The 25,901-nt window shown below is 53.0% G+C and carries 25 protein-coding genes; 17 read left to right on the forward strand and 8 right to left on the reverse strand.

Features of this window, described 5'->3' with window-relative positions; genetic code table 11:
• The first annotated feature begins 62 nt into the window (after window positions 1–62).
• On the forward strand, window positions 63–1,085 hold the full coding sequence (rfaE1, locus tag RHK62_RS09020) for a D-glycero-beta-D-manno-heptose-7-phosphate kinase (protein WP_302677510.1): 1,023 nt from the start codon (window positions 63–65) through the stop codon (window positions 1,083–1,085).
• Here the strand turns inward: rfaE1 and RHK62_RS09025 are convergent.
• Window positions 1,082–2,767: an N-acetylmuramoyl-L-alanine amidase gene (locus RHK62_RS09025; protein ID WP_310453611.1), complete on the reverse strand. Its 1,686-nt coding sequence runs from the start codon at window positions 2,765–2,767 to the stop codon at window positions 1,082–1,084. The two genes, rfaE1 and RHK62_RS09025, sit on opposite strands and share 4 nt — an antisense overlap.
• A gap of 553 nt (window positions 2,768–3,320) precedes the next feature.
• Between RHK62_RS09025 and RHK62_RS09030 the strand changes: the two genes are divergently transcribed.
• Together RHK62_RS09030 and RHK62_RS09035 are read left to right on the forward strand one after the other, a co-directional pair.
• Window positions 3,321–3,545 carry a replication restart DNA helicase PriA gene (locus RHK62_RS09030; protein ID WP_149819579.1) on the forward strand — a complete coding sequence of 75 codons (225 nt, stop codon included), beginning with the start codon at window positions 3,321–3,323 and terminating at the stop codon, window positions 3,543–3,545.
• Between the two features lie 68 nt (window positions 3,546–3,613).
• A complete protein-coding gene (locus RHK62_RS09035; protein ID WP_206200271.1) occupies window positions 3,614–3,892 on the forward strand; it encodes a hypothetical protein in 279 nt (92 codons plus the stop codon).
• Here RHK62_RS09035 and RHK62_RS09040 read toward each other — a convergent pair.
• Both RHK62_RS09040 and RHK62_RS09045 read right to left on the reverse strand, forming a co-directional pair.
• Complete coding sequence (locus RHK62_RS09040; protein ID WP_206200272.1) at window positions 3,889–5,091, reverse strand: anion transporter; 1,203 nt, start codon at window positions 5,089–5,091, stop codon at window positions 3,889–3,891. The genes RHK62_RS09035 and RHK62_RS09040 overlap by 4 nt on opposite strands.
• Window positions 5,092–5,265, reverse strand: a complete 174-nt coding sequence (locus RHK62_RS09045) for a hypothetical protein (protein ID WP_206200273.1) — start codon at window positions 5,263–5,265, stop codon at window positions 5,092–5,094.
• Window positions 5,266–5,538: 273 nt separating this feature from the next.
• On the opposite strand from RHK62_RS09045, the gene RHK62_RS09050 reads away from it, so the two are divergent.
• Entirely contained in the window at window positions 5,539–5,844 is a 306-nt protein-coding gene (locus RHK62_RS09050) for a DUF3155 domain-containing protein (RefSeq protein ID WP_149819587.1), read from the forward strand.
• Window positions 5,845–6,089: 245 nt separating this feature from the next.
• Entirely contained in the window at window positions 6,090–6,935 is an 846-nt protein-coding gene (locus tag RHK62_RS09055; RefSeq protein WP_206200274.1) for a transglutaminase family protein, read from the forward strand.
• Here the strand turns inward: RHK62_RS09055 and cax are convergent.
• Together cax and RHK62_RS09065 are read right to left on the reverse strand one after the other, a co-directional pair.
• Window positions 6,932–7,999 (reverse strand): calcium/proton exchanger, encoded by a 1,068-nt coding sequence (cax, locus tag RHK62_RS09060; RefSeq protein ID WP_206200275.1) that lies wholly within the window; start codon window positions 7,997–7,999, stop codon window positions 6,932–6,934. The genes RHK62_RS09055 and cax overlap by 4 nt on opposite strands.
• 97 nt (window positions 8,000–8,096) lie before the next feature.
• Window positions 8,097–9,536 carry a DUF3084 domain-containing protein gene (locus RHK62_RS09065; RefSeq protein WP_206200276.1) on the reverse strand — a complete coding sequence of 480 codons (1,440 nt, stop codon included), beginning with the start codon at window positions 9,534–9,536 and terminating at the stop codon, window positions 8,097–8,099.
• 102 nt (window positions 9,537–9,638) lie between these two features.
• On the opposite strand from RHK62_RS09065, the gene xth reads away from it, so the two are divergent.
• Entirely contained in the window at window positions 9,639–10,424 is a 786-nt protein-coding gene (gene xth / locus RHK62_RS09070; protein ID WP_310453612.1) for an exodeoxyribonuclease III, read from the forward strand.
• Here xth and surE read toward each other — a convergent pair.
• Complete coding sequence (gene surE, locus RHK62_RS09075; protein ID WP_310453613.1) at window positions 10,410–11,213, reverse strand: 5'/3'-nucleotidase SurE; 804 nt, start codon at window positions 11,211–11,213, stop codon at window positions 10,410–10,412. The genes xth and surE overlap by 15 nt on opposite strands.
• Window positions 11,214–11,386: 173 nt before the next feature.
• Between surE and RHK62_RS09080 the strand changes: the two genes are divergently transcribed.
• The 11 genes from RHK62_RS09080 to RHK62_RS09130 all read left to right on the forward strand — a co-directional run bounded on the left by RHK62_RS09080 (window position 11,387) and on the right by RHK62_RS09130 (window position 23,846).
• Entirely contained in the window at window positions 11,387–11,623 is a 237-nt protein-coding gene (locus RHK62_RS09080) for a hypothetical protein (RefSeq protein WP_225901576.1), read from the forward strand.
• Between the two features lie 182 nt (window positions 11,624–11,805).
• Window positions 11,806–12,387: a thioredoxin family protein gene (locus RHK62_RS09085; RefSeq protein WP_206200279.1), complete on the forward strand. Its 582-nt coding sequence runs from the start codon at window positions 11,806–11,808 to the stop codon at window positions 12,385–12,387.
• Window positions 12,388–12,504: 117 nt separating this feature from the next.
• Entirely contained in the window at window positions 12,505–14,538 is a 2,034-nt protein-coding gene (locus RHK62_RS09090) for a BamA/TamA family outer membrane protein (RefSeq protein ID WP_310453614.1), read from the forward strand.
• Between the two features lie 11 nt (window positions 14,539–14,549).
• A complete protein-coding gene (gene lpxC, locus RHK62_RS09095) occupies window positions 14,550–15,407 on the forward strand; it encodes a UDP-3-O-acyl-N-acetylglucosamine deacetylase (protein WP_206200281.1) in 858 nt (285 codons plus the stop codon).
• Window positions 15,408–15,469: 62 nt separating this feature from the next.
• Window positions 15,470–15,931 carry a 3-hydroxyacyl-ACP dehydratase FabZ gene (gene fabZ, locus RHK62_RS09100; RefSeq protein ID WP_206200282.1) on the forward strand — a complete coding sequence of 154 codons (462 nt, stop codon included), beginning with the start codon at window positions 15,470–15,472 and terminating at the stop codon, window positions 15,929–15,931.
• A gap of 12 nt (window positions 15,932–15,943) precedes the next feature.
• Window positions 15,944–16,750 (forward strand): acyl-ACP--UDP-N-acetylglucosamine O-acyltransferase, encoded by an 807-nt coding sequence (gene lpxA / locus RHK62_RS09105; RefSeq protein WP_315862932.1) that lies wholly within the window; start codon window positions 15,944–15,946, stop codon window positions 16,748–16,750.
• Between the two features lie 27 nt (window positions 16,751–16,777).
• On the forward strand, window positions 16,778–17,239 hold the full coding sequence (locus tag RHK62_RS09110; RefSeq protein WP_149819613.1) for a tRNA (cytidine(34)-2'-O)-methyltransferase: 462 nt from the start codon (window positions 16,778–16,780) through the stop codon (window positions 17,237–17,239).
• Window positions 17,239–17,739, forward strand: coding sequence for a gamma-glutamylcyclotransferase family protein (locus RHK62_RS09115; protein ID WP_206200283.1), 501 nt, complete (start codon window positions 17,239–17,241; stop codon window positions 17,737–17,739). Before RHK62_RS09110 ends, RHK62_RS09115 begins: the two co-directional genes overlap by 1 nt.
• Window positions 17,736–18,989 carry an HlyD family efflux transporter periplasmic adaptor subunit gene (locus tag RHK62_RS09120; RefSeq protein ID WP_310438555.1) on the forward strand — a complete coding sequence of 418 codons (1,254 nt, stop codon included), beginning with the start codon at window positions 17,736–17,738 and terminating at the stop codon, window positions 18,987–18,989. Before RHK62_RS09115 ends, RHK62_RS09120 begins: the two co-directional genes overlap by 4 nt.
• A 3-nt stretch (window positions 18,990–18,992) precedes the next feature.
• Window positions 18,993–21,200, forward strand: a complete 2,208-nt coding sequence (locus RHK62_RS09125) for a glycosyltransferase (protein ID WP_310453615.1) — start codon at window positions 18,993–18,995, stop codon at window positions 21,198–21,200.
• 402 nt (window positions 21,201–21,602) lie between these two features.
• Window positions 21,603–23,846 carry a glycosyltransferase gene (locus tag RHK62_RS09130; RefSeq protein ID WP_310453616.1) on the forward strand — a complete coding sequence of 748 codons (2,244 nt, stop codon included), beginning with the start codon at window positions 21,603–21,605 and terminating at the stop codon, window positions 23,844–23,846.
• Here the strand turns inward: RHK62_RS09130 and RHK62_RS09135 are convergent.
• Window positions 23,843–25,096: a hypothetical protein gene (locus RHK62_RS09135; protein WP_310453617.1), complete on the reverse strand. Its 1,254-nt coding sequence runs from the start codon at window positions 25,094–25,096 to the stop codon at window positions 23,843–23,845. The two genes, RHK62_RS09130 and RHK62_RS09135, sit on opposite strands and share 4 nt — an antisense overlap.
• Before the next feature lie 218 nt (window positions 25,097–25,314).
• Window positions 25,315–25,899, reverse strand: coding sequence for an RdgB/HAM1 family non-canonical purine NTP pyrophosphatase (rdgB, locus tag RHK62_RS09140; RefSeq protein ID WP_206200288.1), 585 nt, complete (start codon window positions 25,897–25,899; stop codon window positions 25,315–25,317).
• Window positions 25,900–25,901 lie beyond the last annotated feature (2 nt).

A 25,901-nucleotide genomic window follows, 5' to 3' on the forward strand; every position in this document is an offset into this window, starting at 1 on the left:
CCTGCGCATGGGTGTCCCCCCACAGGAGTATTCTGGATCAGCGGGAATTGAGGCAAAGCCAAATGTTACCACCCGACCTGCGCCAGCAATTGCAATCGTCCCAAGGGCGACTCCTACACCTTTTGGAGTCCTTTTCCTCAGCACGGGTACTGGTGGTGGGGGATCTCACCCTCGATGAATTTCTCACGGGTCAGGTGGAGCGTCTCTCGCGGGAAGCCCCTGTTCTGATTTTGCGCCATGAGTTTACCCGCCAAGTGCCCGGCGGCGGTGCCAATGCCATCTACAATTTGGCCAAGTTGGGTGCTCAGGTGCAGGCGGTTGGTCTGGTGGGTGTAGATCCGCAGGGGGAGGCGCTTTGTAGCATTTTTCAAGGGGCAGGGATTGATACGCGGGGCATCTTTAAGGATGGCGATCGCCCCACCGTGACGAAAACCCGTATTTCTGGCCATGCTCGCCAGTCGGTGACGCAGCAAATTGTGCGCGTGGATCGCAAGTCCGATGATCTGCCTGCCCCAGCCCTTCAGGAGGCGCTAGCGGCCTTTATTCGTCAGCAGGTGGGGACTGCCGATGCCGTGGTTTGCTCCGACTATGGCGATGGTGTCTTTACACCCCCTGTGATTGCGGCTGCCCTAGAGCATGAGCGCACGATTGTTGATACCCAACGGGATTTAGCTCGCTATCGCGGTGCTTTCCTATTTACGCCAAACCTGCCAGAAGCAGAGGCAGCGGTGGGCTACCCAATTCGCACAGAGGCGGAGGTACTGCGAGCTGGGGAAGACCTGCTGGAGTTGACGGCGGCTAAATATATGCTGATTACGCGGGGGGATGCTGGTATGAGCCTCTTTAGTCGCGAGGCGGCGCCCTACCATTTACCCGCCTTTAACCGTACGGATGTCTTTGATGTCACTGGCGCAGGCGATACCGTTGTTGCTGCTTTAACCCTTGCCCTTGTGGCGGGTGCCAGTCTTTGGGAGGCGGCAGTTTTAGGCAATTTGGCCGCCAGTATTGTCGTACGTCAGTTTGGCACAGCCACCACATCCACTGCCGAGATGGCGGCAGCCCTTCACCATTTGCTGGAAGATTAATCCCGCGTCGCCTGCTGTAACCACTCCAGAATCCCTTGAGCCAAGGTATGGGCAAGCTCAGCTTGGGCTTGGGGGTTAACAATCCACTCAAACTCCTCCGGGTGAATCATGAAGCCCAGTTCCAGCAGCACCGCAGGGGCAATTGTCGGACGAGTCAGGGCAAGGTTATTCCAAAACACACCGTACTGCTGCCGCCGCAGCCGCTGACTGAGATACCCCTCTAGGAAAACGGCAAGGTCATGGCTTTGGGGATGATACCAAAAGGCGCCAATCCCTTGGGTATTACGGGCATCGCCAGCATCGGGGAGAGCATTGTAGTGCAAGCTGAGGGCAAGGGTGGGTTGGGCTGATTCAATGGCGAGAAGGCGATCGGGCAAGTCCAGATCAATATCCTCTGTGCGCGTCAAAATGACTGTTGCCCCAAGGCGTTCTAGCTCGGGTGCCAGTTTTTGGGCCAGTGCCAATGTGACGACCTTCTCTGGCGTACCATCTGGGCCGCGTGCTCCCAAGTCCTCAGGCCCGCCATGGCCGGGATCAAGGAGAATTTTAATCCCCCGCAGGGGTTGTGTCCCCCGTTGGAGTTGGGGTGGATGACGCAGTTGCAGCACCAGCCGATTGCCTTCATAGGCCACACGATAGCCCCACTGTTGGCGATGATGCAGCGTCAAACGATACTCCACCCGCTCTTGATCAAGGGGGTACCAGTCAAGGCGCTGGATGACGGGATCGGCATCGAGGCGAATGATGTCGGTTTGGGGAATCGTGTTGTGGAGCGTTAGGGTGAACTGGCGATCGCCCTGCTGAATCGAAATCGGTACGGGCACATCCAAAGGAAAGCTGATTTCTGTCCAACCCGCAAGCTGACGGCTGGTCATACTGCGGATGGTGGCTGTTGTCGGCAGAGCACTGGAGAGGAACCGCACTTCATTGGTGCGGATCCAACCCCCATAGTCCAAATGCAGCCAATCCCCCGTTTGTCCGCGTACCCGTGCGCGTGTTCCCACTGGCAAGGGCGTCAGCCGGGAATAATCAGTGCTAGGGCCAGTGCGGGCTACCCCCCCAAGGGAGCGGGTGACTTCCACAACTGGTAATTGCGTTGGCTCAGCTACACGAATGCGGGCACCCAGTTGGCGTTGGTTTCCTAATTGCCATTGAATCGGGTCATAGTCGCCCACTTCGGTGAGCTGGAGGCAATTGCGATAGAGAGAAGGGCGAGCAGTGACCACCTCCGCTTGATGAATCAGCGCAGCCAGATTAGAGGGCAGTTGCACTTGGGGCGGTAGGGGTTCTAGGGGCAGAATGCGCTGACCCACTTGGACTTGCACGGCGCGATCGCTGGGGGCAGCAGCGGTAAAGCAAACAATTTCATTGGCTAGGCGCACTAAATCGGCTGTTGGCTCTAGGGGTTGTAGGGTGGTCGGTACTTGGGGCACCGTGCGAGTGATGGCAAAGTCAAGGCGTTGATCCCCTGCTTGCAGGGTGATGTGATTCAATCCGGGTTGCAGGGGAAGACTGGGGGCAAAGTGTCCCGCTGGCGAGCGATCGCCAACGACCTGCCCATTGAGGGTAACGACAACTTGCGGCGGTGCTGTACCAATAAAGAAAATCCGGGGTGCGCTTGTAGTGTGCTCTCGCGGCGGATAAACCACCTGCAGAGAACCCTGTGCTACTGCTGAGGTCATTGAGCCAACGAAACATCCACTTAATAGACCAAGGCTGAACCACTTCACTGGCTACCCCCATGCACTCAACTTCTTAATATTTTCTTCAGATTATTACTATTGAGTTGTCAATGATCAGAGTTACAAACCATTACATTAAGTAAACATCGCTGAATAGAAATGCAAGTAAGGTAGATGCCTTTCTTTTCCAAAGCAGGGAGGACGTAAAGAGAATGTAATACTTTTCGAGGGCAGTTTTGCCTAGCTTGATCTTCTTCAATCTTTGTGAAAAGGGCTGTAATAAAGGTCAATCACCTCTCAGAAAAGCGAAGCAAGTTTCTCTAAGGCCATTTGTAGAATTCCTTGATCCCCGTCGAATTAGCATATTTTTTAACATTGGGATCATTGCCATCGCTAGAAAATCCATCCATAATAAAAAGTGTCCTCTCTCATAAACTCCCTTAATGTTGCGCAATACTATTTGTTGAGTTTTGTTGTTTTGAAACGCAGATTTGCGCAACGCCTTTTATCACAAGTTCCTACACACCAAAAAGAACTTAAGGATTATTTAACTATGGTTACCATGCAAACGATTCACTGTCCTCACTGTGGTAAATTAGCCCTACGTCAACGCTATGGCTCCGTGAGTCACACCCAGTGTCCCCACTGTGATTACGTCCTAACGATGTGCGATCGCACAGGACGGGTGCTAGAGGCCTACACGCCTGAAATTACCCATGTGGGTCAGTATGGCGCCAATCTCACCTGCACCATAGAGCGAACACGGGCACTGTGCTAGCAAGAATTCATTAGAAGAATCTAAAGATTGATGAGGAAAATCCTGAGAGTTGTTAAGATAGTTTACATATGGCTATCTTACTTCTACTGGTACTGGCATTGGTGCTGTGGTCGGTGCGACTCCTCCACGGTGCCTACCGCCTCCGGGATTTTTCCTTACTGCTGGCCAGTGGCCTCGTGGCCATCTCAGCGGGAGGCGTGATTTTTGTCTATAGCCTGATGAATGGCTGTGTCGGCTATCTCAGTCAAGGGCAGCCCATTCCTGAATCCGATGCGCCTGTCATTCTGTCTGACGTGGCCTACTTTGAGAGTGCCTCTGGAGCAACGACCCCAACCTTTAGCCCCTAGGTCTGACTCACGATCCAAACGTAGGCGATCGCCAGCGTCAACACTGTGAGCGGTGCACCAAAGCGCAAGTGCTGCCAAAAGGAAAACCGCTGTCCTGAGCTAGCAGCGGCCTCAACTGTAATTAAATTAGCCACAGCACCAAAAAGCGTAAGATTGCCCGCGAGGGTACTTGTGGCTGCCAGTAGGTACCAGAGTTGATCGGCACCTTTGGGGATAAACTGTGCGAGCAGCAGCACCGTGGGCACGTTAGAAATTAAATTTGACAGCAGTGCTGTAATCACCACGAGGGGCAAGGGCTGATTCACCCAAGGGCGCAAAACGGCTAATAAATCAAAGTTTTGAATACAGCGGGTAAGAATAAACAGACCCGCAAACAGAACCAATAGTGACCAATCCACCTGAGCAAGGATGCGCTCTGGCTTCACCCGACGGGTGACCAGTAAAGCTGCTGCCGCCAAAAGAGAGGATTCTGCCAAGGGAAAGCCGAGCAGAAAGGCCAAAAACATCAGCCCAGAGACAATCAGTGTCTTGTGGAGTAACCCTTTTTGCACCTGCACCGGTTGGAGCGTAGCCAATGTACAGGGTTGGCGCGATCGCACCTCCGGATAGAGCCACCCCAACCAAGCCACTTGCAGCCCTAACCCCAGCACTGCGACGGGAACCATCACTTGGGCAAACGGCAGATATCCTAACTCGGAAAACGATCCCACGAGGATATTTTGGGGGTTGCCGCTGAGGGTGGCCACAGAACCGATATTCGTTGCCGCGGCGATCGCCAGCAGATAGGGCACTGGATTTAAGCCCAAGACATGGGTAATGCGCAGGGTTAAAGGCGTCGTCACAAGGGCAAGGGTGTCGTTGAGAAAGACCGCCGACAACATTCCTGTAGCTACAGTGAGAAACACCAGTAGCCCCAAGGGACTGCCACTAAAGCGCACCACCGTCACCATCGCTATTTGAAAAAAGCCGCTCAAGCCCAGATAAGCATTGACAATCATCATGCTCAACAGAAACACAATGGTCTGGGGATCAATGGCTTGCCATGCAGTGGGTAGATCAATCGCCCCTAAGGCAATCAAAAGAGCCGCACTCACAAGGGCGATCGTTGCGCGATTCATACATAGCCCCGGCACCCCCCCAAGGGCTAAGGCACTGTAGCTGAGGGCAAGGATCAGAAGTTGCAGGAGAGACCGCAGCACCTACTGTTGGGTTTGAATTTTCTTGGCCTCTAGGGCATCGAGCAATTCCCCAAGCGCTGCCATGTCATCACCGTCATATTCCCGCTTCCACAACAGTTGGGAAATTTGGTTTTCAATGGCTGAGGTTAACACTTGGGTTTCGAGCACCCGTTGCACTAAGCGTTGGCTCATCATAGGGGTTCAGCAGCTTAGACAGTCGTTCTCTAGGGTAGCCCATTGGCTGTGGGGCAAATGGAAGGAACCACTTTCTCAAGTGGCACAATTTGCTATAGTGGGGTCACTGGGATCAGCAAAGCGTTGATCCTAAGCTGGGGATCGTTGTCCCGTCAATAAATCGTGTTTCGATAAATTAAGGAAAGTTGAAATTCTAGGATACACCAGATATACTAAAGGGCGACTTTTGTAAACTCAATAACAGTTCTTTGAAGGCAAAGGAGGTAAGGCAACTTGGCCAGAAGACGGAAGCGGAAGAGCCGGCGGCGTCTCGAAGGACGCAAAATCCTTGAGTGCGTACCTCAATATAGCATCGAAAGTGGCGAAGATAAACCTGTGACAGCGGCACGAAAATTTATTCAAGCCAAGGGGATCACCCCACCCGCTTTACTTCTTGTTAAGCGGAATGAGCACACCACCGATCGCTACTTCTGGGCAGAAAAGGGCTTGTTTGGTGCGCAGTACGTTGAAGAAAACCACTTTTTATTCCCTAGCCTAAGGGAACTGGCAGAAGAGAAAATGGCAGCCACGACTCGTTAGGCTGTTTTTTTTACAAACATCTGTTTTATTGAGGAGTCAGGATCTGTTCTTGACTCTTTTTGCTTTGGTAGTGAGAGGATCTAGGGTGTGGTCTAAAGATTTGATCTTTTTACGCCATTTACTTATGGCAATTTGGAAACTGTCCCCTACAATAGAAATAGCGGAGACGCACGTTTCCGTTCACTCCTCACACCACACCCCGCCTGGACAGTTATTGGTTCGGGCGGCTTCCTTTTAGATATGAAATGGAATACCGCATTTATCATCAAACTAGCTACACCTACAGCGCCCCTGTTGCCCTTGCCCCCCATGATTTACGCTTGATCCCGCGTAGTGATGGCCACCAACGCCTGCGATCGCTCTCCCTCCAAATTTTACCAACTCCCCAAGGCCAAAGTACTGTCCTCGATGTCCATGGCAATCACATTCAACGCTACTGGTGGTCACCACAGCCCACCACCTCCCTGATGATTCAGGTCACCTCTGAAGTAGAAACCTATTGCGACAACCCCTTTAACTATCTGCTTGACTCGTGGGCAGTCACCCTCCCTTTTAACTATCCGCAGCGACTGGCAACTAGCTTGCATCCCTATCTATCACCGTCAGTGGATCCTGTTGCCTATGAATTGGCTTGGCAAATTTTAGCCAGTGGCGATGGCAGTGTCCTCACATTTCTCAGTGACCTCAATAACAAAATTTACCGTACCTGTCAGCACCAAATTCGTGAAACCGGTGCCCCTTGGCCCCCCTGTGTGACTTGGGCAAAACAAATGGGTTCCTGTCGCGATACAGCCGTCTTGTTTATCCATGCCTGTCGGGCTGTGGGCTTAGCGGCGCGGTTTGTCAGTGGCTATCAGGAAGGAGACTTGGATAATCCTGAACGGCACCTCCATGCCTGGGTAGAAGTGTATTTGCCGGGGGCAGGCTGGCGCGGCTATGATCCCACCCACGGCCTAGCGGTGAGCGATCGCCACATTGCCCTTGTGGCTGCCGCTGATCCGACGGATGCTGCCCCCATTCAAGGTACCCTGCGGGGACAAGGGGTGACCTCAACCATGACCTATCAACTACAGATTCAGCGCCTCTCCTAGGTATGGAAGAAAAAGGCGGTGCCGAGAATCCCATAGGTGGCCAACAGCAGCGCCCCCTCCAGCCAGTTGGAGCGGCCATCTAGGCTAATCACATTAGCAATCACGACCGCAATAATCACCGTCACCACTTCAAAAAGACTAAAGTTTAAATCCATCGGCTGACCAATAAACTGGCCAATCAGCACCAGCACAGGTGCCACCAAGAGCGCCACCAAGAGGGATGAACCCAAGGCGATGGACACGGACAAATCCATATTGTTTTTCAGGGCAACCCCCACCGCAGTCACATATTCCGCTGCACCGCCCACCAACGGCAAGAGGATGACCCCAGTAAATAGGGGCGTTAGACCCAAGCCCTCCGTTGCTGCTTCAACTGCGCCGACAAAAATTTCTGACTCAAAGGCTACGCCAATCGTGGCAATCATTAGAACCGTGATCCACAGGGGCAGGTTCGGCTTTTCATGGTGCCCCGCTTCGTCCCCCAGTTCCACCTGACTGACATCGTAAAGATAGCTGTGGGTTTTCAAAGAAAAGAGTAACGTTAGTCCATAGACCAGAATCAGAATGATGGCGGCCACCACTGACATTTTGGAAATTGCGGTTGGCGGCACACTGCTGGAGGTGTAAATGACCATTGCCGGTAGGAGAATCGCGGCGATCGCCACCGTCATCGAGGAAGCATTCACCCGTGCCACCACTGGGGCAAAGGATTGCTCCTTGTAGCGAATGCCCCCCAGCAGCATGGATAACCCCATCACCAGCAAAAGGTTCGCCATCAGGGTGCCCGTAATACTGGCTTTGACAATATCTACTAAACCCGCTCGCAGCGCCACAATAGCAATAATCAGTTCCGTTGCATTGCCAAAGAGGGCATTCAAGAGGCCACCGATCGTCGGCCCCGTGGCAAGTGCCACCTCCTCTGTTGCGGTGCTCAACCAAATCGCCAAGGGCACGATCGCCAGTGCTGCCAAAATAAAGACCGTGAGGGCACCCCATGCCAGTTTTTCAGCGGCAATAGAGAGGGGAATAAACACCAAAAAACCAATCGAAACCAGTCGCTTCATGGGGGCACCCCTTACATGGTGAACGGAGAAAAATCTCCTCTATCCTAGCCTGCGGTTTGATGAATCCAGCCCAATTCGCGGGAAATGATGCTGATGCCTAACCACTGCGCAGGATCACCCGCTGATTTTGGCGGGCGACAAGGGAAAGGGTGAGAGGGCCAGCGGTATAAACAGAGGTGGGGGTAACTGCACTAATATCAATCGTCCCTTGGTGATCTTTGAGGTCGAGGACAAATTTCACCAGTTCAATTTGGCGAAAGGAGCCAACACTGCCAGTCACAGGATCGGGGAGGACACCCGAGGCGATCGCCCGCTGATTACTGACCGTAAACAACTGATCCAAGCGTTGCAAAATTTGCTCATCGGTCATCTGGCTCGGATCCAAGGAAATGGTAGCTAGATTCTCACCCTCGCGGAAAACCTCCTGATTGCGCGCCACTTGGGGCACCACAAGAATGTTACTTTCCCCCTGTAGATAATTGGCCGCAGCTAAAATGCGCACCACATAGGGCTGGCCATCACTAATTTGGCTGCGCAGGCGGTTCACGTCTTCGGTGGTAATTTGAATCACCTGATCCGTCGGTTTGAGGTTCTGGGGACGATTCAGGACAATGGCATTGCGCCGCGCCTCCCGCAGGAGTTCTTCAATAACTTGGGTGGCCTGAGCCGGATCCTTGACATGTTGAATCACCGCAGAGGCCAAGACTTGCCCCGTGCGAATGGCGATCGTCCCCCGCCGTAATCCTAGCAAAAGGATGCTCACGTTTTCCTCAAGGCGTTGGCGACTGGCCTCAAGGGCAGCAATTTCCTGCTGAAGCGTGCGCTGTTGATTGCGTAACACCTGCTGCTGCTGATTGGCAACGGCCAGTTGATCCTGAATGCGATCAATCTCTGCTTGGAGACGATCCTTTTGACCTTCCACCTCGGCAAGGCGCTGTTGAGCTGTGCGAATGGCAGTTTCTAGGGCTGCTTTTTGGCTAGCCACATCCTCGAGGCGGCCTTGGATGGCTTGTCGCTCCCGTTGCAAACGCTGAATTTCTTGCCGCAGGCGTGCCCCTTGGGCTTCAAAGTTTTCGAGGTCTTTTTGGGCTTGGGTGTAGCGGTCTTGAAGTTGCTTGAGTTCTGCTTCTGTGAGGGTTTGACGATTGACGGCCTGCTCTAGGACTTGGTTGGTTTGACTAAGGCGTTGGCGAATGTTGGCCAGTTCAATTTGGGATTGTGCCAGTTCCGCCTCAATTTCATCCTTTTGGGCACGGGTTTCGGCGAGTTCTTGTTCAGCAGCCGCTTGTTGGCGGCGAATCGTATCAATGCGCAGCACGCCATCGCGCAATTCACGGCTGAGGGCAAAGAGGATGGCAAGGGTGGAGGCAGAAATTAAACTGCCTGTGAGAATGGTAATCAGGACAGCTGTCTGTCGAGGCCGCAAATTAAACCAGCTCAATCGGGCTTTGCCCACTTTTGAGCCGAGGCGATCGCCCACCGTCGCGATCGCGCCCCCAAGAATAATCACAGCCAACACCAAAACATACCCAGCCATATTTCGGGTACTGCTGCCACTCCCCAACTATACTTTCTACAGTATGTGCCGATGCTGCCCCCTATAACGGTTTGGGCAAATCACTTTGACTGAAATCAACCGATGCCAAAAATTGCTACTTGGAACGTCAACTCAATTCGCACTCGCCTTGACCATGTGTGCCAATGGTTAGACACCACTGGAGTGGACTATCTCTGTCTTCAGGAGACCAAAGTCACAGATGCTGAGTTCCCGCGTCAGCCCTTTCTGGATCGTGGGTATCAAGTTTATTGTAGTGGCCAAAAGGCCTACAACGGGGTGGCCATTCTCAGTCGTCAGCCTCTTGCGGGCGTAGAAGCAGGCTTTGCCCCCCAATTACCCAGTCACAGTGAGTTGGATACGCAAAAACGACTGATTCGCGCCCAATTAGCTCCTGATGTCACCTTGGTAAATGTCTATATTCCCAACGGTGGAGAGTACGACAGTGAGAAATACCACTATAAGCTGCACTGGTTAAAAACCCTCCATGTCTATCTCGAGCAGCTCACTGCCCAAGGGGAGGTGATTCTCTGTGGTGATTTTAATATTGCCCCAGAAGATAAAGACCTTTTTGATGCTAGCGATCGCGCCACAAAAGTGGGAGCCACCGATGCCGAACGCAACCTTTTAGCGGCCATTCGCGACCTTGGCTTCCACGATGCCTTTCGCCACTTTACCGAGGAGCCTGGGCACTACTCTTGGTGGGATTATCGGGCGGGTGCCTTTCGCCGCAATCATGGCTGGCGTATTGATCACCTCTACCTTACCCCCGCTGTCAAAGCCCGGGCCTGCAACTGTCACATTGATATTGCCCCGCGGCGCTTACCCAAGCCCAGTGATCATGCACCCGTGATCCTAGAGATTGAATAGAGGCTGTACAGTGGGTTGGCGCAGCCACTCGGTTAAACTCTGCACCCCTTGACCGTAGGTGAGATCAAAGGTCAACGGCGTAATACTAATCAGATTTTGGGCAATGGCTTCCACATCCGTGGGGGCTTGATTGGGGTCTTGGGGATATTCTTCAACCACTTCACCAGCGAGCCAGTAGTAGGTTTTGCCGCGAGGGTCAATGCGCTTCTGGAACAGGTCATGGTAGCGCCGAATCCCCTGTCGTGTAATGACAACGCCAGCAATTTCACTGGCAGGCAGCGCCGGTACATTCACATTGAGGAGCATCTTTGGGGGCAGGGGGGCGGTTTCCAGCGCCTTGAGGAGACGACTGGCAAAGTCAGCGGCTGGCTGAAAGTCATGAACTGTGAAACTGGTGAGGCTAATGGCAATACTGGGAATTCCCTCAATCACCCCCTCCATGGCAGCAGACACTGTGCCGGAGTAAAGAATATCCGTGCCGAGGTTGGAGCCTTGGTTAATCCCAGAAACGACAAAATCTGGGGGTTCCTCTAGGAGGGCACCAAGGGCGAGTTTGACACAGTCAGAGGGGGTACCGGAGCAGGCCCACGCCTTAATACTGGGGTGAAAGCGATCGCTGACGATTTCAGCGCGAATCGGATCAAAGACCGTGAGGCTATGCCCTGTAGCAGAGCGTTCGCGATCCGGACACACAACCACGACTTCATGGCCACCGATCGCCAGCGTATCTGCTAACGCCCGAATACCGGGGGCAAAGACCCCATCATCATTAGCAATGAGTAACCGCATTTCCTGCCCCCTGAATCGTGAAGTATTGGCAAAACATTACAGTTGATTGCAAATCGCAACACCCTCCCTGAGAAATGTTAACCTCTAAAAGGGTTAAGTGACGCACCCCACCCTGCCGAACAGTTTGAACGCACCATTCCTGACATGACCGCTTTTGGGGATTGACAGGATCTATGGAACGCCTACTGAACTATCAGTTGAAGGAGAACACTGTGTCTGTGCATCAAAGTCATCCGCTACTCCGCGAAGACCTCAGCGAATACGTTGCCCATTTGCAACTGCACATGGCACTCCAAGCGCGCAATTTGGTGCCTGCCCTGAAACACACCAGCGACAGCCGCGAGCAACTTCTCCATCAAACCCAAGCCACCTTTGAGAAGCACGTCTCCCGTCAAAGCTATATTGGCTAAAGCAATTTTTCTCTGTGCTCAAAAATTAAAACCGATGATATCTAAGCAGGAGTGATCTTGCTGCTTTTTGCGTTCGTTGGGGGAGTTGCTCCTCTCACCACTTTGAGGAACGATCGCAACAGAGTACACTAGGGACGATATTGCTATTTGTAACACTCTTGCCAGCGTTCTCAGGAGGTTTTATGGCGCGGACAGAGTCCACGATGCTTGCCCTTGGTACTGTTGCTCCCGATTTTCAGCTGCCCGATGTGGTGAGTGGGCAAACGATTTCCCTCAGTAGCTTTGCCGATAAGAAAGCCCTACTGGTGATGTTTATTTGTCGCCACTGCCCCTACGTAAAACACGTCCAAGAGGAACTGGCGAAGCTGGGGCGCGACTACAAAGACACAGACTTAGGGATTGTTGCCATTAGTGCCAATGACGCTGCCAACTATCCCGATGATGCCCCAGAGTCCCTGAAGGCGATGGCCACTGAACTAGGGTTTACATTTCCGCTTTGCTACGACGAGAGCCAAGAAACGGCCAAGGCTTACACGGCAGCCTGTACACCGGACTTTTTCCTGTTTGATGGCGATCGCAAGCTTGTGTATCGTGGACAGCTCGATGATAGCCGCCCCCAGAATGGCTTACCGGTGACTGGGAAAGACTTGCGTGCAGCCATTGATGCCGTGTTAGCTGGTCAAACCCCCAGCGAAGATCAAAAACCGAGTCTCGGCTGTAATATCAAGTGGAAAGCGGGGAATGAGCCCGCCTATTATGGCTAAGGGTCAAGGGCAAACAGGGGGGCACTTTTGTTGCCACTTCTGAGTCATTAACCTACTGTTATAGGAATGCCAATGGGTTTGGCTGTGTTGACGCGATTTGTTTTTTAGGTGTGAGCAGTGAATAACCAACTTTTTTCGCCAGTGCGAATGCAGCCAATGGGGGCTGCCCTGAAAACGGTAGCAGCGGCAATGGCAACCGTGGCGATCGCCCTCGGTTCTTTGCATCCCAGTCGTGGCCAAGAAGCCCCGCCGCCTGAAAACCAACCTGCGGAAACTCCAGCATCCCCAACGCCACCAGCGGCAGAGCCTGTGCCTGAAAGCCCTCCCGCAGCAACCCCAGCACCGCCCACCCCGCCACCTGTGAGCCAGCCCCCCGCTGATGAACCCCAAGTTCTCATTGCCGAAGTGGTGGTTGAAGGCGCCACACCCGAACTTGAGCAATTGGTGTATCAAGTCATTCGCACTCGCCCTGGCAGTACCACCACCCGCACGCAACTACAAGAGGATACCAACGCCATCTTTGCCACGGGCTTTTTTGCTGATGTCAATGCTGTCCCCAGCGATACTCCCCTCGGTGTGCGGATTACCTTTGTCGTGCGCCCCTATCCAGTACTGCGAGCCGTTCAAGTAGCGGGCAACCAAGTGCTCACCCCAGAAAAAGTCAACGAGATTTTTGCACCGCAAATTGGTCGCACGCTCAATCTAAGAGAGCTACAGTCTGGCATTGAGCAAATCAACCGGTTCTATAGGGACAATGGCTATATCTTGGGGCAGGTGGTTGGTACACCCCAAGTCGATCCCGATGGGGTTGTGACATTGCAGGTGGCTGAGGGCGTGGTTGAACAGGTCACCTATCGCTTCCTGAATAAAGAAGGAGAGCCGACAAAACAGCGTACCCGTGACTTTGTGATCAGCCGTGAAATGGACACCCAGCCCGGCGTGGTTCTCAACCAAAATACCGTGCAAGCAGATTTGCGACGCCTCTTTGAATTGGGACTCTTTGAGGATGTGCAAGTTGCCCTTGAACCCGGTCAAGATCCCCGCAAGGTTAACTTGATTTTGAATATCAAAGAGCGCAATACGGGCAGTATTTCTGCTGGGGCGGGCTATAGTTCCGCTGCGGGGCTATTTGGCACAGTGGCATTCCAACAAAACAACCTCTTTGGTCGCAACTGGAAATTTGGTGTTGAAGCCCAAGGGGGGACGGAAGGGGAGTTTCTCTTTGACATTAACTTTACCGATCCTTGGATTAAGGGGGATCCCTATCGCACCTCCTACACCGTGAGTGCCTTTAACCGCCTGACAGTGCCCACCACCTTCACCAATGGCCCAATTGATGTTCGCTTGCCCAATGGTGACTTTCCGCGGATTAACCGCTTGGGGAGTGCCGTTTTCTTTACGCGACCCTTTACGAAGGATCGGGATCAGATACGCACCGCTTGGACCGGTTCCTTGGGGCTGCAATATCAGCGGGTTACCTCCCTAGACAGTGGTTTTAGCCGCTTTAATACGGATGCTTCAGGCAACTGCTTAACCTTTCCAGACAATGGTGTTTGCCGTGGTTTTAATGACCTGTTTACGGTGCAGGCGGCAATTCTGCGAGACCTGCGCAATGATCCGCTGCGGCCAACGAGTGGTCAGGTGATTCGCTTAGGGGTGGATCAGTCAATCCCTGTGGGGGCAGGCAACATCTTAATGAACCGGGTGCGCGGCAGTTATAGCTTTTATATCCCCGTGAAGTTTCTGCGCATTGAGGGGCCACAAACCCTTGCCTTCAATATCCAAGCGGGCAACATTTTTGGCGATTTGCCTCCCTATGAATCCTTTACAATTGGCGGCGCTAATTCGGTGCGCGGTTGGGAAGAGGGGGCAATCGGCTCCGGGCGCGCCTTTGTGCAAGGAACAATAGAGTATCGGTTCCCCATTTTTAATATTGTTGGTGGCGCCCTCTTTGTGGATGGGGCCAGTTTGCTCGGTACCCAACGCAGCGTACCCGGTCAGCCGGGGATTGTGCGCGGTAAACCCGGAGAGGGGCTAGGCTATGGCGGCGGCCTGCGGGTGAATACCCCCCTAGGCAATATCCGCATTGACTTTGGCTGGAATAATGAAGGGGGCAGTGCCTTCAGCTTTGGCATTGGCGAGCGCTTCTAGGAGAAATACCCATGGTAACGACCTCTGTACCAACGGCACCGACTGCAACTGCACAGCAAACTCTTGGAAAGGCTGCCCAATGGTCAGGGGTAGGTTTGCATTCTGGTCAATCAGTTGAAGTGACCTTGAAACCCTCACCCGCCAACACGGGGCGACAGTTTGTGCGCCTTGATCTGGAGAGACAGCCCGTGATTCCTGCTCAGATTGATGCGGTTCAATCCACTCAGTTGGCAACGGAGTTGGTCGCCAATGGCGCCAGTGTGCGCACGGTTGAACATCTCTTGGCAGCGCTGGCGATCGCTGGTATTGATAATGTCACGATTGAGATCACAGGCTCTGAGGTGCCGGTGCTCGATGGCTCGGCGCAACCTTGGTTAGAAGGCATTCAAAGGGTCGGTGTTGTCCCTCAGGAGATTCCTCGGCCAGCAGTCATCTTGAAGGAACCTGTCACCATTTACGAAGGAGCAGCCTTTGTCAGTGCCATTCCTGCTCCTGAGCTACGCCTCACCTATGGCATTGACTTCCCCTATGCGGCGATTGGTCGCCAGTGGTGTAGCTTTACCCCTTCAGAACTAGCGGTGGCCGTTGCCCCTGCCCGTACCTTTGGTTTTGCCGAACAAGTGGAGTATCTGCGCAGCCAAGGCCTGATTCAGGGGGGCAGTTTAGAGAATGCTCTGGTGTGCAGTGCCAGTGGTTGGGTCAACCCGCCGTTACGCTTTGCCGATGAACCCGTTCGCCACAAATTACTCGATCTTTGGGGAGATTTAGCCCTCCTAGGGACACCCCCCATCGCGCATTATGTCGCCTATCGGGCGAGTCATCATCTGCATACCCAATTGGCACGGGCGATCGCCCAACAGATGGTTTAGTCGGCAACCATTCTCCCCTATGATTTGTGTATATCTTTGATGTGAAGCTGACCCCTATCCCTATGCCAACGTTGACTGACTCCCCACCCACCACTGTGCTGACGGTAACGGATCTCCAGCAATTGCTCCCCCATCGCTATCCCTTTCTGCTGGTGGATCGCATCATTGACTATGTTCCAGAAAAGTATGCCGTGGGGCTGAAAAACGTCACGATCAACGAACCCTTTTTCCAAGGGCACTTTCCCGGTCGCCCAATTATGCCGGGGGTGCTCATTGTGGAAGCCCTTGCCCAAGTGGGAGGGGTTGTCCTGATGCAGATGAATTGGGCAAAGGATAAGCTCTCTGTGTTTGCGGGCATTGATAAGGTGCGCTTTCGCCGTCCCGTCCTCCCCGGCGATCAGTTAATCCTGCGGGCCGAGCTTCTTGTTGTCAAGCAGCAGCGCATCGGCAAAATGCAAGGACGGGCTGAGGTGAATGGTCAATTGGTCTGTGAGGGCGAGATGATGTTCTCGCTGGTGGACTAGTCACAATCAATGATGCAAACACTGATCCATCCTACTGCTGTCATTCATCCCAGTGCCGAGCTACATCCCACAGTTCGGGTCGGCCCCTATGCCGTGATTGGCGAACAGGTGCGCGTTGGTGCCCATACCGAAATTGGTGCCCACGTGATTATTGAAGGGCCAACGGAGGTGGGGGTAGGTAATCGTATCTTTCCGGGAGCGATCATCGGCACGGCTTCTCAGGATCAAAAATATACGGGTGCCAATAGTGCCCTACGTATTGGGGATTACAACACCATTCGCGAGTTCGTGACGATCAACCGTGCCAACGGCGAAGGGGATGCCACAATTATTGGTAACCACAATCTGTTGCTGGCCTATGTCCATGTGGCCCATGATTGTGTGATTGAGGATCAGGTGGTGATTACAAATGCGGCCTCGATCGCGGGCCATGTTTGCATTGAATCAAAGGCTCGCATTGGCGGTATGGTGGGCATTCATCAGTTTGTCCATATTGGCCGCTTGGCAATGGTGGGAGCCATGGCACGGGTAGATCGGGATGTGCCCCCCTATATGCTGGTGGAAGGTCATCCCGCACGGGTTCGTGCCCTCAATCAAGTGGGGCTGCAAAGAGCGGGGGTGACGGAGGCAGAAATGCGCAACCTCAAGGAAGCCTTTCGGATTCTCTATCGGCGGGACTTGCCCCTTGCCCAAGCGATCGCCCAATTAGCAACCCTACCCCCTTCTGAGTATTTAGAGCATCTACAGCGCTTTTTAACCTATGCCCGCGAAGAGGGACGGCGCGGCTTAACCCCCAGTGGCCGGGCGACAACGGATTAAGTCTCTAGTTGCCACTGACTCAACGCCATGCCTGCTGTGGTGCTTGTCCATCCCCAAATTCCCCCGAATACAGGCAATATTGCCCGCACCTGTGCTGCCACCCACACACCGCTGCATCTGATTGAACCCTTGGGCTTTGAACTCAGCGATCGCTACCTCAAGCGAGCTGGTCTTGATTACTGGCCCTATGTCACCTTGCACTGCCACCCCGACTGGCCGACGTTCCTCAAAACTACCCATAGCGGGGGTCGTCTGATTGCCTTTGAGCCTTCAGCCCAACAGATTTACTGGGACTTTAGCTTTGCTGAGAGTGATTGGCTGATCTTTGGCAGCGAACCCGATGGCATCCCCGCCGAAGTCTTAGCGACCTGTGACGCCTTTTTGAAAATTCCCATGTGGCAGCCGGCGGTGCGCAGTTTGAATCTCTCGGCTTCGGTGGCGATCGCCCTCATGGAAGTTTACCGCCAACTCTATTCCTCAACTGCTTGATGACCGAATCACTCCCCCTTGATGATTCCCATATTTTAGACAACGGCTGTATCTGGTACTTTGCCTACGGCAGCAACCTCTGTACCGCCCAAAAAAAACGTCGCATCGGTACCGTCCCCACTGCTGAAGTTGCTGAACTGCGGGGCTATCGCCTTGTGTTCAATAAACGCAGTAATGATGGCACTGGCAAAGCAAATGTTGTCCCTGATCCTCACCGTTCTGTTTGGGGTGTGATTTATCGCTGCACAGAAGCAGACATTGAACGCTTAGATTTTTACGAAGGTGTTAAGTGGGGACATTACCGCCATGAATTTGTTAGAGTCATAACGTCCACGGGTCAGGCGATAACAGCTCTGACTTATGTGGCAGGGGAGGATTTTATTGATGAAACCCTGTGGCCTTCAGCCGACTATTTAGAGACAATTCTCCAAGGGGCAAAGGAGCATGGGTTTCCTGTTGAGTATGTTGCTGAGCTGTGGCAGTGGAAAAACCGAATATGAATACCTCATCATCTTCCAGTGCAGTTGCCACCAAACCCCCACAAACTGAGAAACGGCGCCGCATTTTTCGGATAGTGCGGATTGGCTTGGGGGTGACGCTCATTGGCTTAGCGGTCTATCTCCTCTGGTGGCGACAGCGCAATGTGGTCAGTCGTGTCGGCTACCTCAATGGCACAGTGATTACCCTCTATGCCACGATCCCCGGCACCCTAACCCTAAAAGACTTGCGCCCTGGCGAACGCCTGAATGCCGGTACGGAAATTGGTACCATCCGCAACGATCGCAATCCCCAACTGGAAACCGATCGCCAAAATCTAGAAACTCGACTCAATGTCGCCCTTTCCCAGCAGCAGGGACTGCAACAGAAACGCAACAGCCGTATGGCTCTGATTTCTCAACTCGATCGCTATCAGCAGAGTCAGCAAACCCTTGAAGTTCGCTTTGCCCAAGAGGCAGTGCAGCGTACCCTAGGGGAACTGCGCCAAGCCCAAGAAGCTCTGGCCATTGCCCGCATTGAAGCCGATCGCTATACCAGCTTAGTGGAAACAGGGGCTGTGGCGCGCCAACTCGCCGATGAAGCCGTTTCCCGTGCCAAGCAAGCAGCGAAATTTGTTGAGAGTAAACAGGCCGAACTGCGCCGCCAACAAACAGCCCTACAAGCGGCTCGCCAAGGACTGCAACTCGATGCATCACGCACCTTTAGTTTTCCCCAGATCCGTTTGATTGATTTGCAAGTTGAACTGGTCGATATTGAGGTTGAACGCTTGGCAGTGGCCACAACGATTGCCGAGCTACGCCGTGAAATTGCCAATATCAAACAGCAACTCTCCCTGCAACGCCTTGCCCCCGTGACAGTACCGACGACCGCAGTGGTTTGGTCAGTGATCCACAAAACAGGGGATTTGGGTATTCCCCTGACCGCAGGGGATCCGATCGTTAAAATTCTCGACTGTAGCGATGTTTGGGCAACGGGCTTGGTGGCGGAGCGGGATAATCCTCGCCTGCAGGTGGGTCAGGAAGCAACAGTGCGCTTATTGGATGGGAGCGATCGCCGGCTAACGGGGATTGTCCGTGCCATTCGCGGCGGGCCAGGTAAAGTCGAAGTGGGTGAAAATGTGGCTGTGCCCCCCCCCGATCTAGTGCGCAATGAACTGGCGGTTGATGTTCAACTCTACAACCTACCAGAGGACTTAACCGCTGAGCGTTTCTGTGGTGTGGGCCAAAGTGTCGAAGTGGTGTTTAGAAGCTAAATCATGCGCCTCAAGTCGTTGCAAGCCGATGGCTGGCTCTTGCTCTTAGGCATTCTCGCCCTCCTAGGGGTACTGCTGTGGCAAGTGAACTGGCGAGATTTACTACCGAATCTTGTCGGTTTTTGGCATGGGGGACAAGCCATCATGCGCCCCCAAGGAACCACACTTGAGGCTTTACTGCTGCCGGCGTTTGTCTGGTTGGCAATCACGTTTCTCCTAAAGGAACTCTCCCCTAAACCGACCTTCTGGTCACGGCTGATTGTCAGTGTGGGTCTTGCCCTATTGGGGATTCGCTATGAACTCTGGCGCCTGTTGAATAGCCTCAACTTGGATGATCCCCTCAATGGCACGATCTCCGTCGTTCTCTTTTTGGCAGAATTGCTGACAGTTCTCAATAGTGTAGCCTTTTTCTTTCACTGTATTTTCTCCATTGACCGCACACCCGCAGCCGATCGCCTCAGTCAAGCAGTGATTCGCGGTGAGTATTTGCCTTGGGTGGATGTGATCTTACCGACCTACAACGAAGGGGTGGATATTTTGCGGCGTTCAGTCATTGCCTGCCAAGCCATGGACTACCCCCACAAGCGCATCTACTTGCTGGACGATACCCGACGGCCGGCGGTACGTGCCCTAGCTGCAGAACTGGGCTGTGAATATCGCGATCGCCCCGACAACCGCCATGCCAAAGCTGGCAACATTAACCATGCACTGCCCACACTCACGGGGGAGTTGATTGCCGTCTTTGATGCCGACTTTGTGCCGAGTCGCAACTTTCTCACCCGCACGGTGGGTTTTTTCCAGGATGCGAAAACGGCAATGGTACAGACCCCCCAACACTTTTTCAATGAGGATCCAGTGACTGTGAATCTAGGGCTAGAGGGGATTCTCAACAACGAGCAGACGCTGTTTTTCCGCTTTATTCAGCCCAGCCGCGATTACTGGGACTCTGTGGTGTGCTGTGGCACCTGTTTTGTGATTCGCCGCCGTGCCCTCGATGAAATTGGTGGCATTCCCACAGACAGTATCACCGAAGACTACATGACAACCATTAAGCTGCAAAGCCTTGGCTATCGCGTCAAATACCTCAATGAAGCCTTGGCGGCGGGTATGTCGCCGGAGACGATTAGTGCCTACATTAACCAACGCTTGCGCTGGGGGCAGGGCACACTGCAAATGCTCTTTTTGGGGGGCAACTTTTTCACTGCCCCTAATCTGCGGTTAACGCAGCGCCTCTCCCATTCCTTGAGTATCATCTACTGGTTTCTTTCCATTCCGCGGGTGATCTTTCTTTTGGCACCGTTGGCCTTTTTGCTCTTTGGTATTGCTCCCTTGCGAGCAACGGTGAACGAGATTCTTTACTTTTACTTTCCCTACTATCTGGGGAATATCATGGCGTTTTCTTGGCTGACTGAGGGTCGCCGCTCCGCTTTTTGGTCGGATGTCTATGAAACAATTATTGCCTTTCCCATGGCCATCACGGTGATTCGCACCCTCATCAATCCGCGGGGCAAAACGTTTAAGGTAACGCCCAAGGGGATTGTGGATCCCCACCGCATCAATGTTAATTGGCCACTCATTCGCCCCCTGCTGGTGATTGCCCTTTTGACGATTGGGGGCTTGATTTGGCGCAGCTCTTCCCTTCAAGAGACGAATGTCAATCCCGATAGTTTGGCGGTGAACATGGTCTGGTCAATCTATAATTTGTCACTTTTGTTGGTGTGTATGCTGGTGGCCATTGATGTACCGCAGCGCCGTTTTACCCGCTTCCTGCGGACTGAACCCTGCGAACTCATTGTTGGGGGCGATCGCTATGTCGGGCAAACTGTGGATATTTCTGAAGAGGGCGCCCGCTTACAAATCCGCCACTGTGACACTTGTCAGGAAAACCATGCTTCACCGCAGGGATTACGAACCTACAGTGCCCAATTTCGCCTCTTGCCTCCTAGCGAACTCGCAGATCTATGGCTCTCGGCAGAGCTGCGCTGGCACGATCAGGAGCGCCTGATTCAACTTCAGCAGGGGGCGAGCAGCAACCCTGTCGAAATGCGCATTCGCTTTCTGGATCTATCCTTGGCAGAGCACCGTCGTCTCATCCCCTACCTCTACTGCCAACCGGGACAATGGGATGAAATTCGTGTGCCTGAAATTAAGACCGCTTGGGCAATGATTCAAAGCGTCTTTCGCCTGCATCCCCTTGCGGAAAGTCGCTAGCCCATTGTTGAATTTTTGCTTTAATTTTTCGGTATAGGCTTACTTTTGCTAAAGCATTGGATACACTAGAGGTAAGTTCCCTAAATGGATTAGCACCATGGTGAAAAATTACATCTGTCCCATTCTTGCCAAGCCAAACTGGCCATATTTGTTAGCCTACGAATTCGCTGCAATTATTCTAGGCAGTCGGAAATTTTGCTGATAATTAGTCTTGCATGTAGAAGCATTGTTATTCATCAAATCAATTAACACGACTGCTACATCCAAGATTCATTGATCAAAGCATTGAAAATAGTTGAAATCTAAAGAGTTGCTCACCCGATCGTAATTTTGAGGTCGTGGCGTTGTTCAACTCTGAGTGAGTACAGGATGTAGAGCTTCATCCCAACTGACTGTGTTCCCATGAAGCTACTTGAAACTAACAACCTATCCCCTAGGGTTTCTCAGCCATCGAGGCCGCCTACACCACAGGCACCTGCGCGATCGCGACGTATTAGCCCTGATCTGTGGCTTTTACTGTTGGGCAGTGGCGCATTTCTGGCCGTCCTGCTGAGTCAACTGGATTGGCAAAACTTTCTACCCAACTTAGTCGGTCTTTGGCACGAGGGGAAAGCGCTGCTGCGGGCTGACGGCACGACGCTTCAAGCACTCCTATTGCCCACACTAGTCTGGATTGCCATTACGTTCTTCCTGAAGGAGATTTCCCCCAAGCCCAATTTTTGGTCGCGTTTAATTGTGGGTTTGGGGCTGACCCTGTTGGCACTGCGGTATATCCTCTGGCGTTTTTTTAACAGCCTCAACTTGGATGATCCCCTCAATGGCACGATTTCGATTCTTTTATTTATTGCTGAACTACTGACCCTAACAAATACCATTTGCTTTTTTGCCCTGTGTATCTTTTCCAAAGACCGCAGCCCTGAGGCCGATCGCCTAAGCCAAGCCGTGATTCGGGGGGAGTATTTGCCTTGGGTGGATGTGATTCTGCCCACCTACAACGAAGGGGTGGACATTTTGCGGCGTTCAGTCATTGCCTGCCAAGCCATGGACTATCCCCACAAGCGCATCTACTTGCTGGACGATACCCGACGGCCGGCGGTGCGTGCCCTAGCAGCAGAACTGGGCTGTGAATATCGCGATCGCCCCGACAACCGCCATGCCAAAGCTGGCAACATTAACCATGCACTGCCCACGCTCACGGGGGAGTTGATTGCCGTCTTTGATGCCGACTTTGTGCCGAGTCGCAACTTTCTCACCCGCACGGTGGGTTTTTTCCAAGATGCGAAAACGGCAATGGTACAGACCCCCCAACACTTTTTCAATGAGGATCCAGTGACTGTGAATCTAGGGCTAGAGGGGATTCTCAACAACGAGCAGACGCTGTTTTTCCGCTTCATTCAGCCCAGCCGCGATTTCTTTAACGCCGTTGTGTGTTGTGGCACCTGTTTTGTGATTCGCCGCCGTGCCCTCGATGAAATTGGCGGTATCCCCACCGACAGTATCACCGAAGATTACCTCACCTCGCTCTATTTGCAGGGGCGTGGTTATCAGATCAAGTATCTGAATGAAGCCCTCTCAGCAGGAATGTCACCAGAAACCATCAGCGCCTATATTAACCAGCGATTGCGGTGGGGACAAGGTACCCTGCAAATACTGTTTCTCAAGGACAACTTTTTTACCATTCCTAACCTCAACTTCCTGCAGCGTTTTTACCATAGCCTTGGCGTGCTCTATTGGCTGCTGTCGATTCCCCGCCTGATTTTTCTCTTGTCACCTTTGGCCTTTTTGCTCTTTGGGCTGGCGCCGCTGCGCGCCACAATTAACGAGGTAGTGTACTTTTACTGTCCCTACTATTTGGGCAATATCATGGCCTTTTCTTGGCTCACCGAAGGCCGCCGCTCTGCCTTTTGGTCCGATGTTTATGAAACCATCATTGTCTTTCCCATGGCTATCACAGTGATCCGCACCCTGATCAGTCCTAGGGGCAAAACCTTCAAAGTCACGCCTAAGGGGATTGTGGATCCCCATCGCATCAATGTTAATTGGCCAGTCATTCGTCCCTTGTTAATCATTGCCGCTCTAATGATGTTTGGTCTCATTCGGCGGAGTTCGCCTTTGCAAGAGACGCTGGTCAATCCCGATAGTTTGGCCATTAACATGGTCTGGTCTAGCTACAACTTTCTCTTGATTTTGGTCTGTGCTCTGGTGGCCATTGATGTGCCGCAGCGACGACATCCGCGGTTCCTGCGTTCTGAACCCTGTGAACTCATCGTTGGGGACAACTGCTATGGCGGACAAACGGTTGACCTGTCTGAGGAGGGGGCACGAATACGTCTCAATAGGTTGCCGGCGGAGTTGTTAGATGACCCCCGAGGGGAACTGCACTTTCTAGCGCCGAGCCCTTTGGTCTACTTGCGCTTACCGATCCAACTGCGGTGGTCAAGAATGGTGGCGTTAGGAAAAAACGCCACGGCTCTAGAGATTGGTGTGCAGTTTCTTCCCTTTTCTTTGCCAAAGCAACGTCGCTTTATTCGTTATCTTTACTGTCAACCCGGCCAATGGGATGAAGTTCGTGTGCCTGAGATTAAAACCGCTTGGGCAATGATTCAAAGTGTCCTTCGCCTGCATCCCCTCGCCGAGAGCCGCTAACCATTGAGAAGGGTGAGGAGATTTTGAATCGCCATACTGGTAGCGCGAATAGCTGCATGGATATTGGCGTTTTTTGGCTCCACTTGTAGCAGATAGGCCAAGCTGGATTGGAGATACGTCAGCGCCATCTGAATGTTGGGATCAATGTGCTGGTAGGTTTGGGGCGGGTAGGGCTGACCATAACTGGGATGGGCATAGCCAACGGAGTGCTCGTAGTTGGCCGCTGGATACCCTTGGGAATAGTCATAGTTGGGGTGGGGATAGCCCACAGAATGCTCGTAGTTGGCCGCTGGATACCCTTGGGAATAGTCGTAGTTGGGGTGGGGATAACCCACGGAATGCTCGTAGCTGGCCGCTGGATACCCTTGGAAGTAGTCATAGTTGGGGTGAGAATAGCCGACGGCGTGCTCGTAGTTGGCCGCTGGATGGTCTTGGGTGGCTTCAACCGGTTGTGCAGGCTCAGAGGGGGTTGAAACTGTTGCTGCAACTGCAGGTACTGGTGGCGCTGACGGCAAAATGACGGCGTGATCTTCTTCCTTCTCCGGTTCGCCAGCAGGGGAGGCAATTGGCGTTGATGGGGTGCCACTGGCCTTGGCAGCCATAATTTCCGTAGCCTCAAGGATTTGGGTGGGGGCGCTGTCAATGTCTCCCATGCGTTCTCCCCGTTTGTAGGCACTGATCTGACTGGGACTCTCGGCGGTGTCTTTTTCCTCTTTTTTTAGCCATACCAGAAAGTCAGAGGCACTGTAGGTGGCTTCCCCGCCCAAGGTACGAATGGCAACAAAGCCATTGGCCGCATTGACGCTTTGAATGGGATACCAAGTGCCCCGATAGAGAATCATCGCATCCATCCCAAGGGAGTTACCCCCTGTCAGAGCGCCGCGTCGCTTACCCCGTGCCCAGCGGTCTTTCCACAGCACTCCCGCTTCGGTGTATTGGATCACATAGCCTTCGGGAACGGTGCGATGTTCGTAACGTAAAAATCCGGGGGTTTGAGCCACGCCGACTTGGAAGATCTTATAATCTACCATTACCTCTTGAATCAGAGGCCGATAGGGGGAAGTGTCCCGTACTTCAATGGCAAGGGTGGGGGCATCTGTTTTCACCCGAGCAACAATGCCATCTTTGTAGGAAATCAACTGAACTTCATCAAAGGTGGTTTCTACGCGCAGGTGCCGATTCGAGAGCATTCGCGAATTTTTCTGAATCAAGTCTTTAATAAATTGGTCTATTAATTCGCGATCGCCCATAGTTTTTGCTTTGAATCACGGCAAGAAGACTGCCACTGGGCCTAAGGGACGTGCCCCCTTCCTTTCATTATATTCCCTATGAACTTCTTTCTATGAAGGGCATTGCTGAATGCAACTTTGCGACGCTAGACCCGTTCTTGCATAGTGGCCACAGGTTGGTTGAGGAACACTATTGGCGTCAGTGTAGGACAAAAAGCTTGCTGCCAACAACCGTGAATCTACGGATGAAAGGTTTGCAAATACTCCCGCAGCCGCTGCAATGCCTGACCCCGATGACTGACCTGTTGCTTTTCAGTGGGACTCATCTCGGCAAAGGTACGCTGCTGACTGGGCACCCAAAAGATAGGATCGTAGCCAAACCCCCCCCGACCGCGGGGCGCCGTTAAAATCTCGCCTGCACACCGTCCTTCGGTCGTAACGGCAATCGTGCCATCGGGACGCGCGAGGGCAATAACGCAAATAAATTCAGCGGCGCGATCGCTGACACCGGCCATTTCCCGTAATAGACGCTCAATACGCTCAGCATCCGTCGCACCGTAGCGAGCCGAGTAGATCCCCGGTGCCCCCTCAAGGGCATGAACGGCTAGCCCCGAGTCGTCGGCGATCGCCCACGTTCCCAGCTCCTGAGCAGCAGTGGTGGCCTTCAAACAGGCGTTGCCCACAAAGGAATCCGCAGTTTCAGCAATCTCAAGCGTGGCTGGCAGGGGCAGCAACTCCCCAATCCATGGCTGTAACCAGCCTTGAAACTCTCTGACTTTACCGGCATTGTGACTGGCTAAGACCGCTTGGGCGAGAATGGGCATTG

Origin of the sequence: Thermosynechococcus sp. HY213, assembly GCF_031460975.1 — a bacterium.
Taxonomy (GTDB): domain Bacteria; phylum Cyanobacteriota; class Cyanobacteriia; order Thermosynechococcales; family Thermosynechococcaceae; genus Thermosynechococcus.

Excerpts from the sequence above, each read along its gene's own strand:
- RHK62_RS09120 (WP_310438555.1), top strand. The coding sequence starts at position 17,736 with ATGAATACCTCATCATCTTCCAGTGCAGTTGCCACCAAACCCCCACAA.
- RHK62_RS09045 (WP_206200273.1), bottom strand. The coding sequence starts at position 5,265 with ATGATGAGCCAACGCTTAGTGCAACGGGTGCTCGAAACCCAAGTGTTA.
- rdgB (WP_206200288.1), bottom strand. The coding sequence starts at position 25,899 with ATGCCCATTCTCGCCCAAGCGGTCTTAGCCAGTCACAATGCCGGTAAA.
- surE (WP_310453613.1), bottom strand. The coding sequence starts at position 11,213 with ATGCGGTTACTCATTGCTAATGATGATGGGGTCTTTGCCCCCGGTATT.
- RHK62_RS09035 (WP_206200271.1), top strand. The coding sequence starts at position 3,614 with ATGGCTATCTTACTTCTACTGGTACTGGCATTGGTGCTGTGGTCGGTG.
- RHK62_RS09055 (WP_206200274.1), top strand. The coding sequence starts at position 6,090 with ATGGAATACCGCATTTATCATCAAACTAGCTACACCTACAGCGCCCCT.
- RHK62_RS09125 (WP_310453615.1), top strand. The coding sequence starts at position 18,993 with ATGCGCCTCAAGTCGTTGCAAGCCGATGGCTGGCTCTTGCTCTTAGGC.
- RHK62_RS09110 (WP_149819613.1), top strand. The coding sequence starts at position 16,778 with ATGCCTGCTGTGGTGCTTGTCCATCCCCAAATTCCCCCGAATACAGGC.
- fabZ (WP_206200282.1), top strand. The coding sequence starts at position 15,470 with ATGCCAACGTTGACTGACTCCCCACCCACCACTGTGCTGACGGTAACG.
- RHK62_RS09130 (WP_310453616.1), top strand. The coding sequence starts at position 21,603 with ATGAAGCTACTTGAAACTAACAACCTATCCCCTAGGGTTTCTCAGCCA.
- RHK62_RS09115 (WP_206200283.1), top strand. The coding sequence starts at position 17,239 with ATGACCGAATCACTCCCCCTTGATGATTCCCATATTTTAGACAACGGC.
- RHK62_RS09025 (WP_310453611.1), bottom strand. The coding sequence starts at position 2,767 with ATGACCTCAGCAGTAGCACAGGGTTCTCTGCAGGTGGTTTATCCGCCG.
- RHK62_RS09030 (WP_149819579.1), top strand. The coding sequence starts at position 3,321 with ATGGTTACCATGCAAACGATTCACTGTCCTCACTGTGGTAAATTAGCC.
- cax (WP_206200275.1), bottom strand. The coding sequence starts at position 7,999 with ATGAAGCGACTGGTTTCGATTGGTTTTTTGGTGTTTATTCCCCTCTCT.
- lpxA (WP_315862932.1), top strand. The coding sequence starts at position 15,944 with ATGCAAACACTGATCCATCCTACTGCTGTCATTCATCCCAGTGCCGAG.
- lpxC (WP_206200281.1), top strand. The coding sequence starts at position 14,550 with ATGGTAACGACCTCTGTACCAACGGCACCGACTGCAACTGCACAGCAA.
- rfaE1 (WP_302677510.1), top strand. The coding sequence starts at position 63 with ATGTTACCACCCGACCTGCGCCAGCAATTGCAATCGTCCCAAGGGCGA.
- xth (WP_310453612.1), top strand. The coding sequence starts at position 9,639 with ATGCCAAAAATTGCTACTTGGAACGTCAACTCAATTCGCACTCGCCTT.
- RHK62_RS09080 (WP_225901576.1), top strand. The coding sequence starts at position 11,387 with ATGGAACGCCTACTGAACTATCAGTTGAAGGAGAACACTGTGTCTGTG.
- RHK62_RS09135 (WP_310453617.1), bottom strand. The coding sequence starts at position 25,096 with ATGGGCGATCGCGAATTAATAGACCAATTTATTAAAGACTTGATTCAG.
- RHK62_RS09085 (WP_206200279.1), top strand. The coding sequence starts at position 11,806 with ATGGCGCGGACAGAGTCCACGATGCTTGCCCTTGGTACTGTTGCTCCC.
- RHK62_RS09065 (WP_206200276.1), bottom strand. The coding sequence starts at position 9,536 with ATGGCTGGGTATGTTTTGGTGTTGGCTGTGATTATTCTTGGGGGCGCG.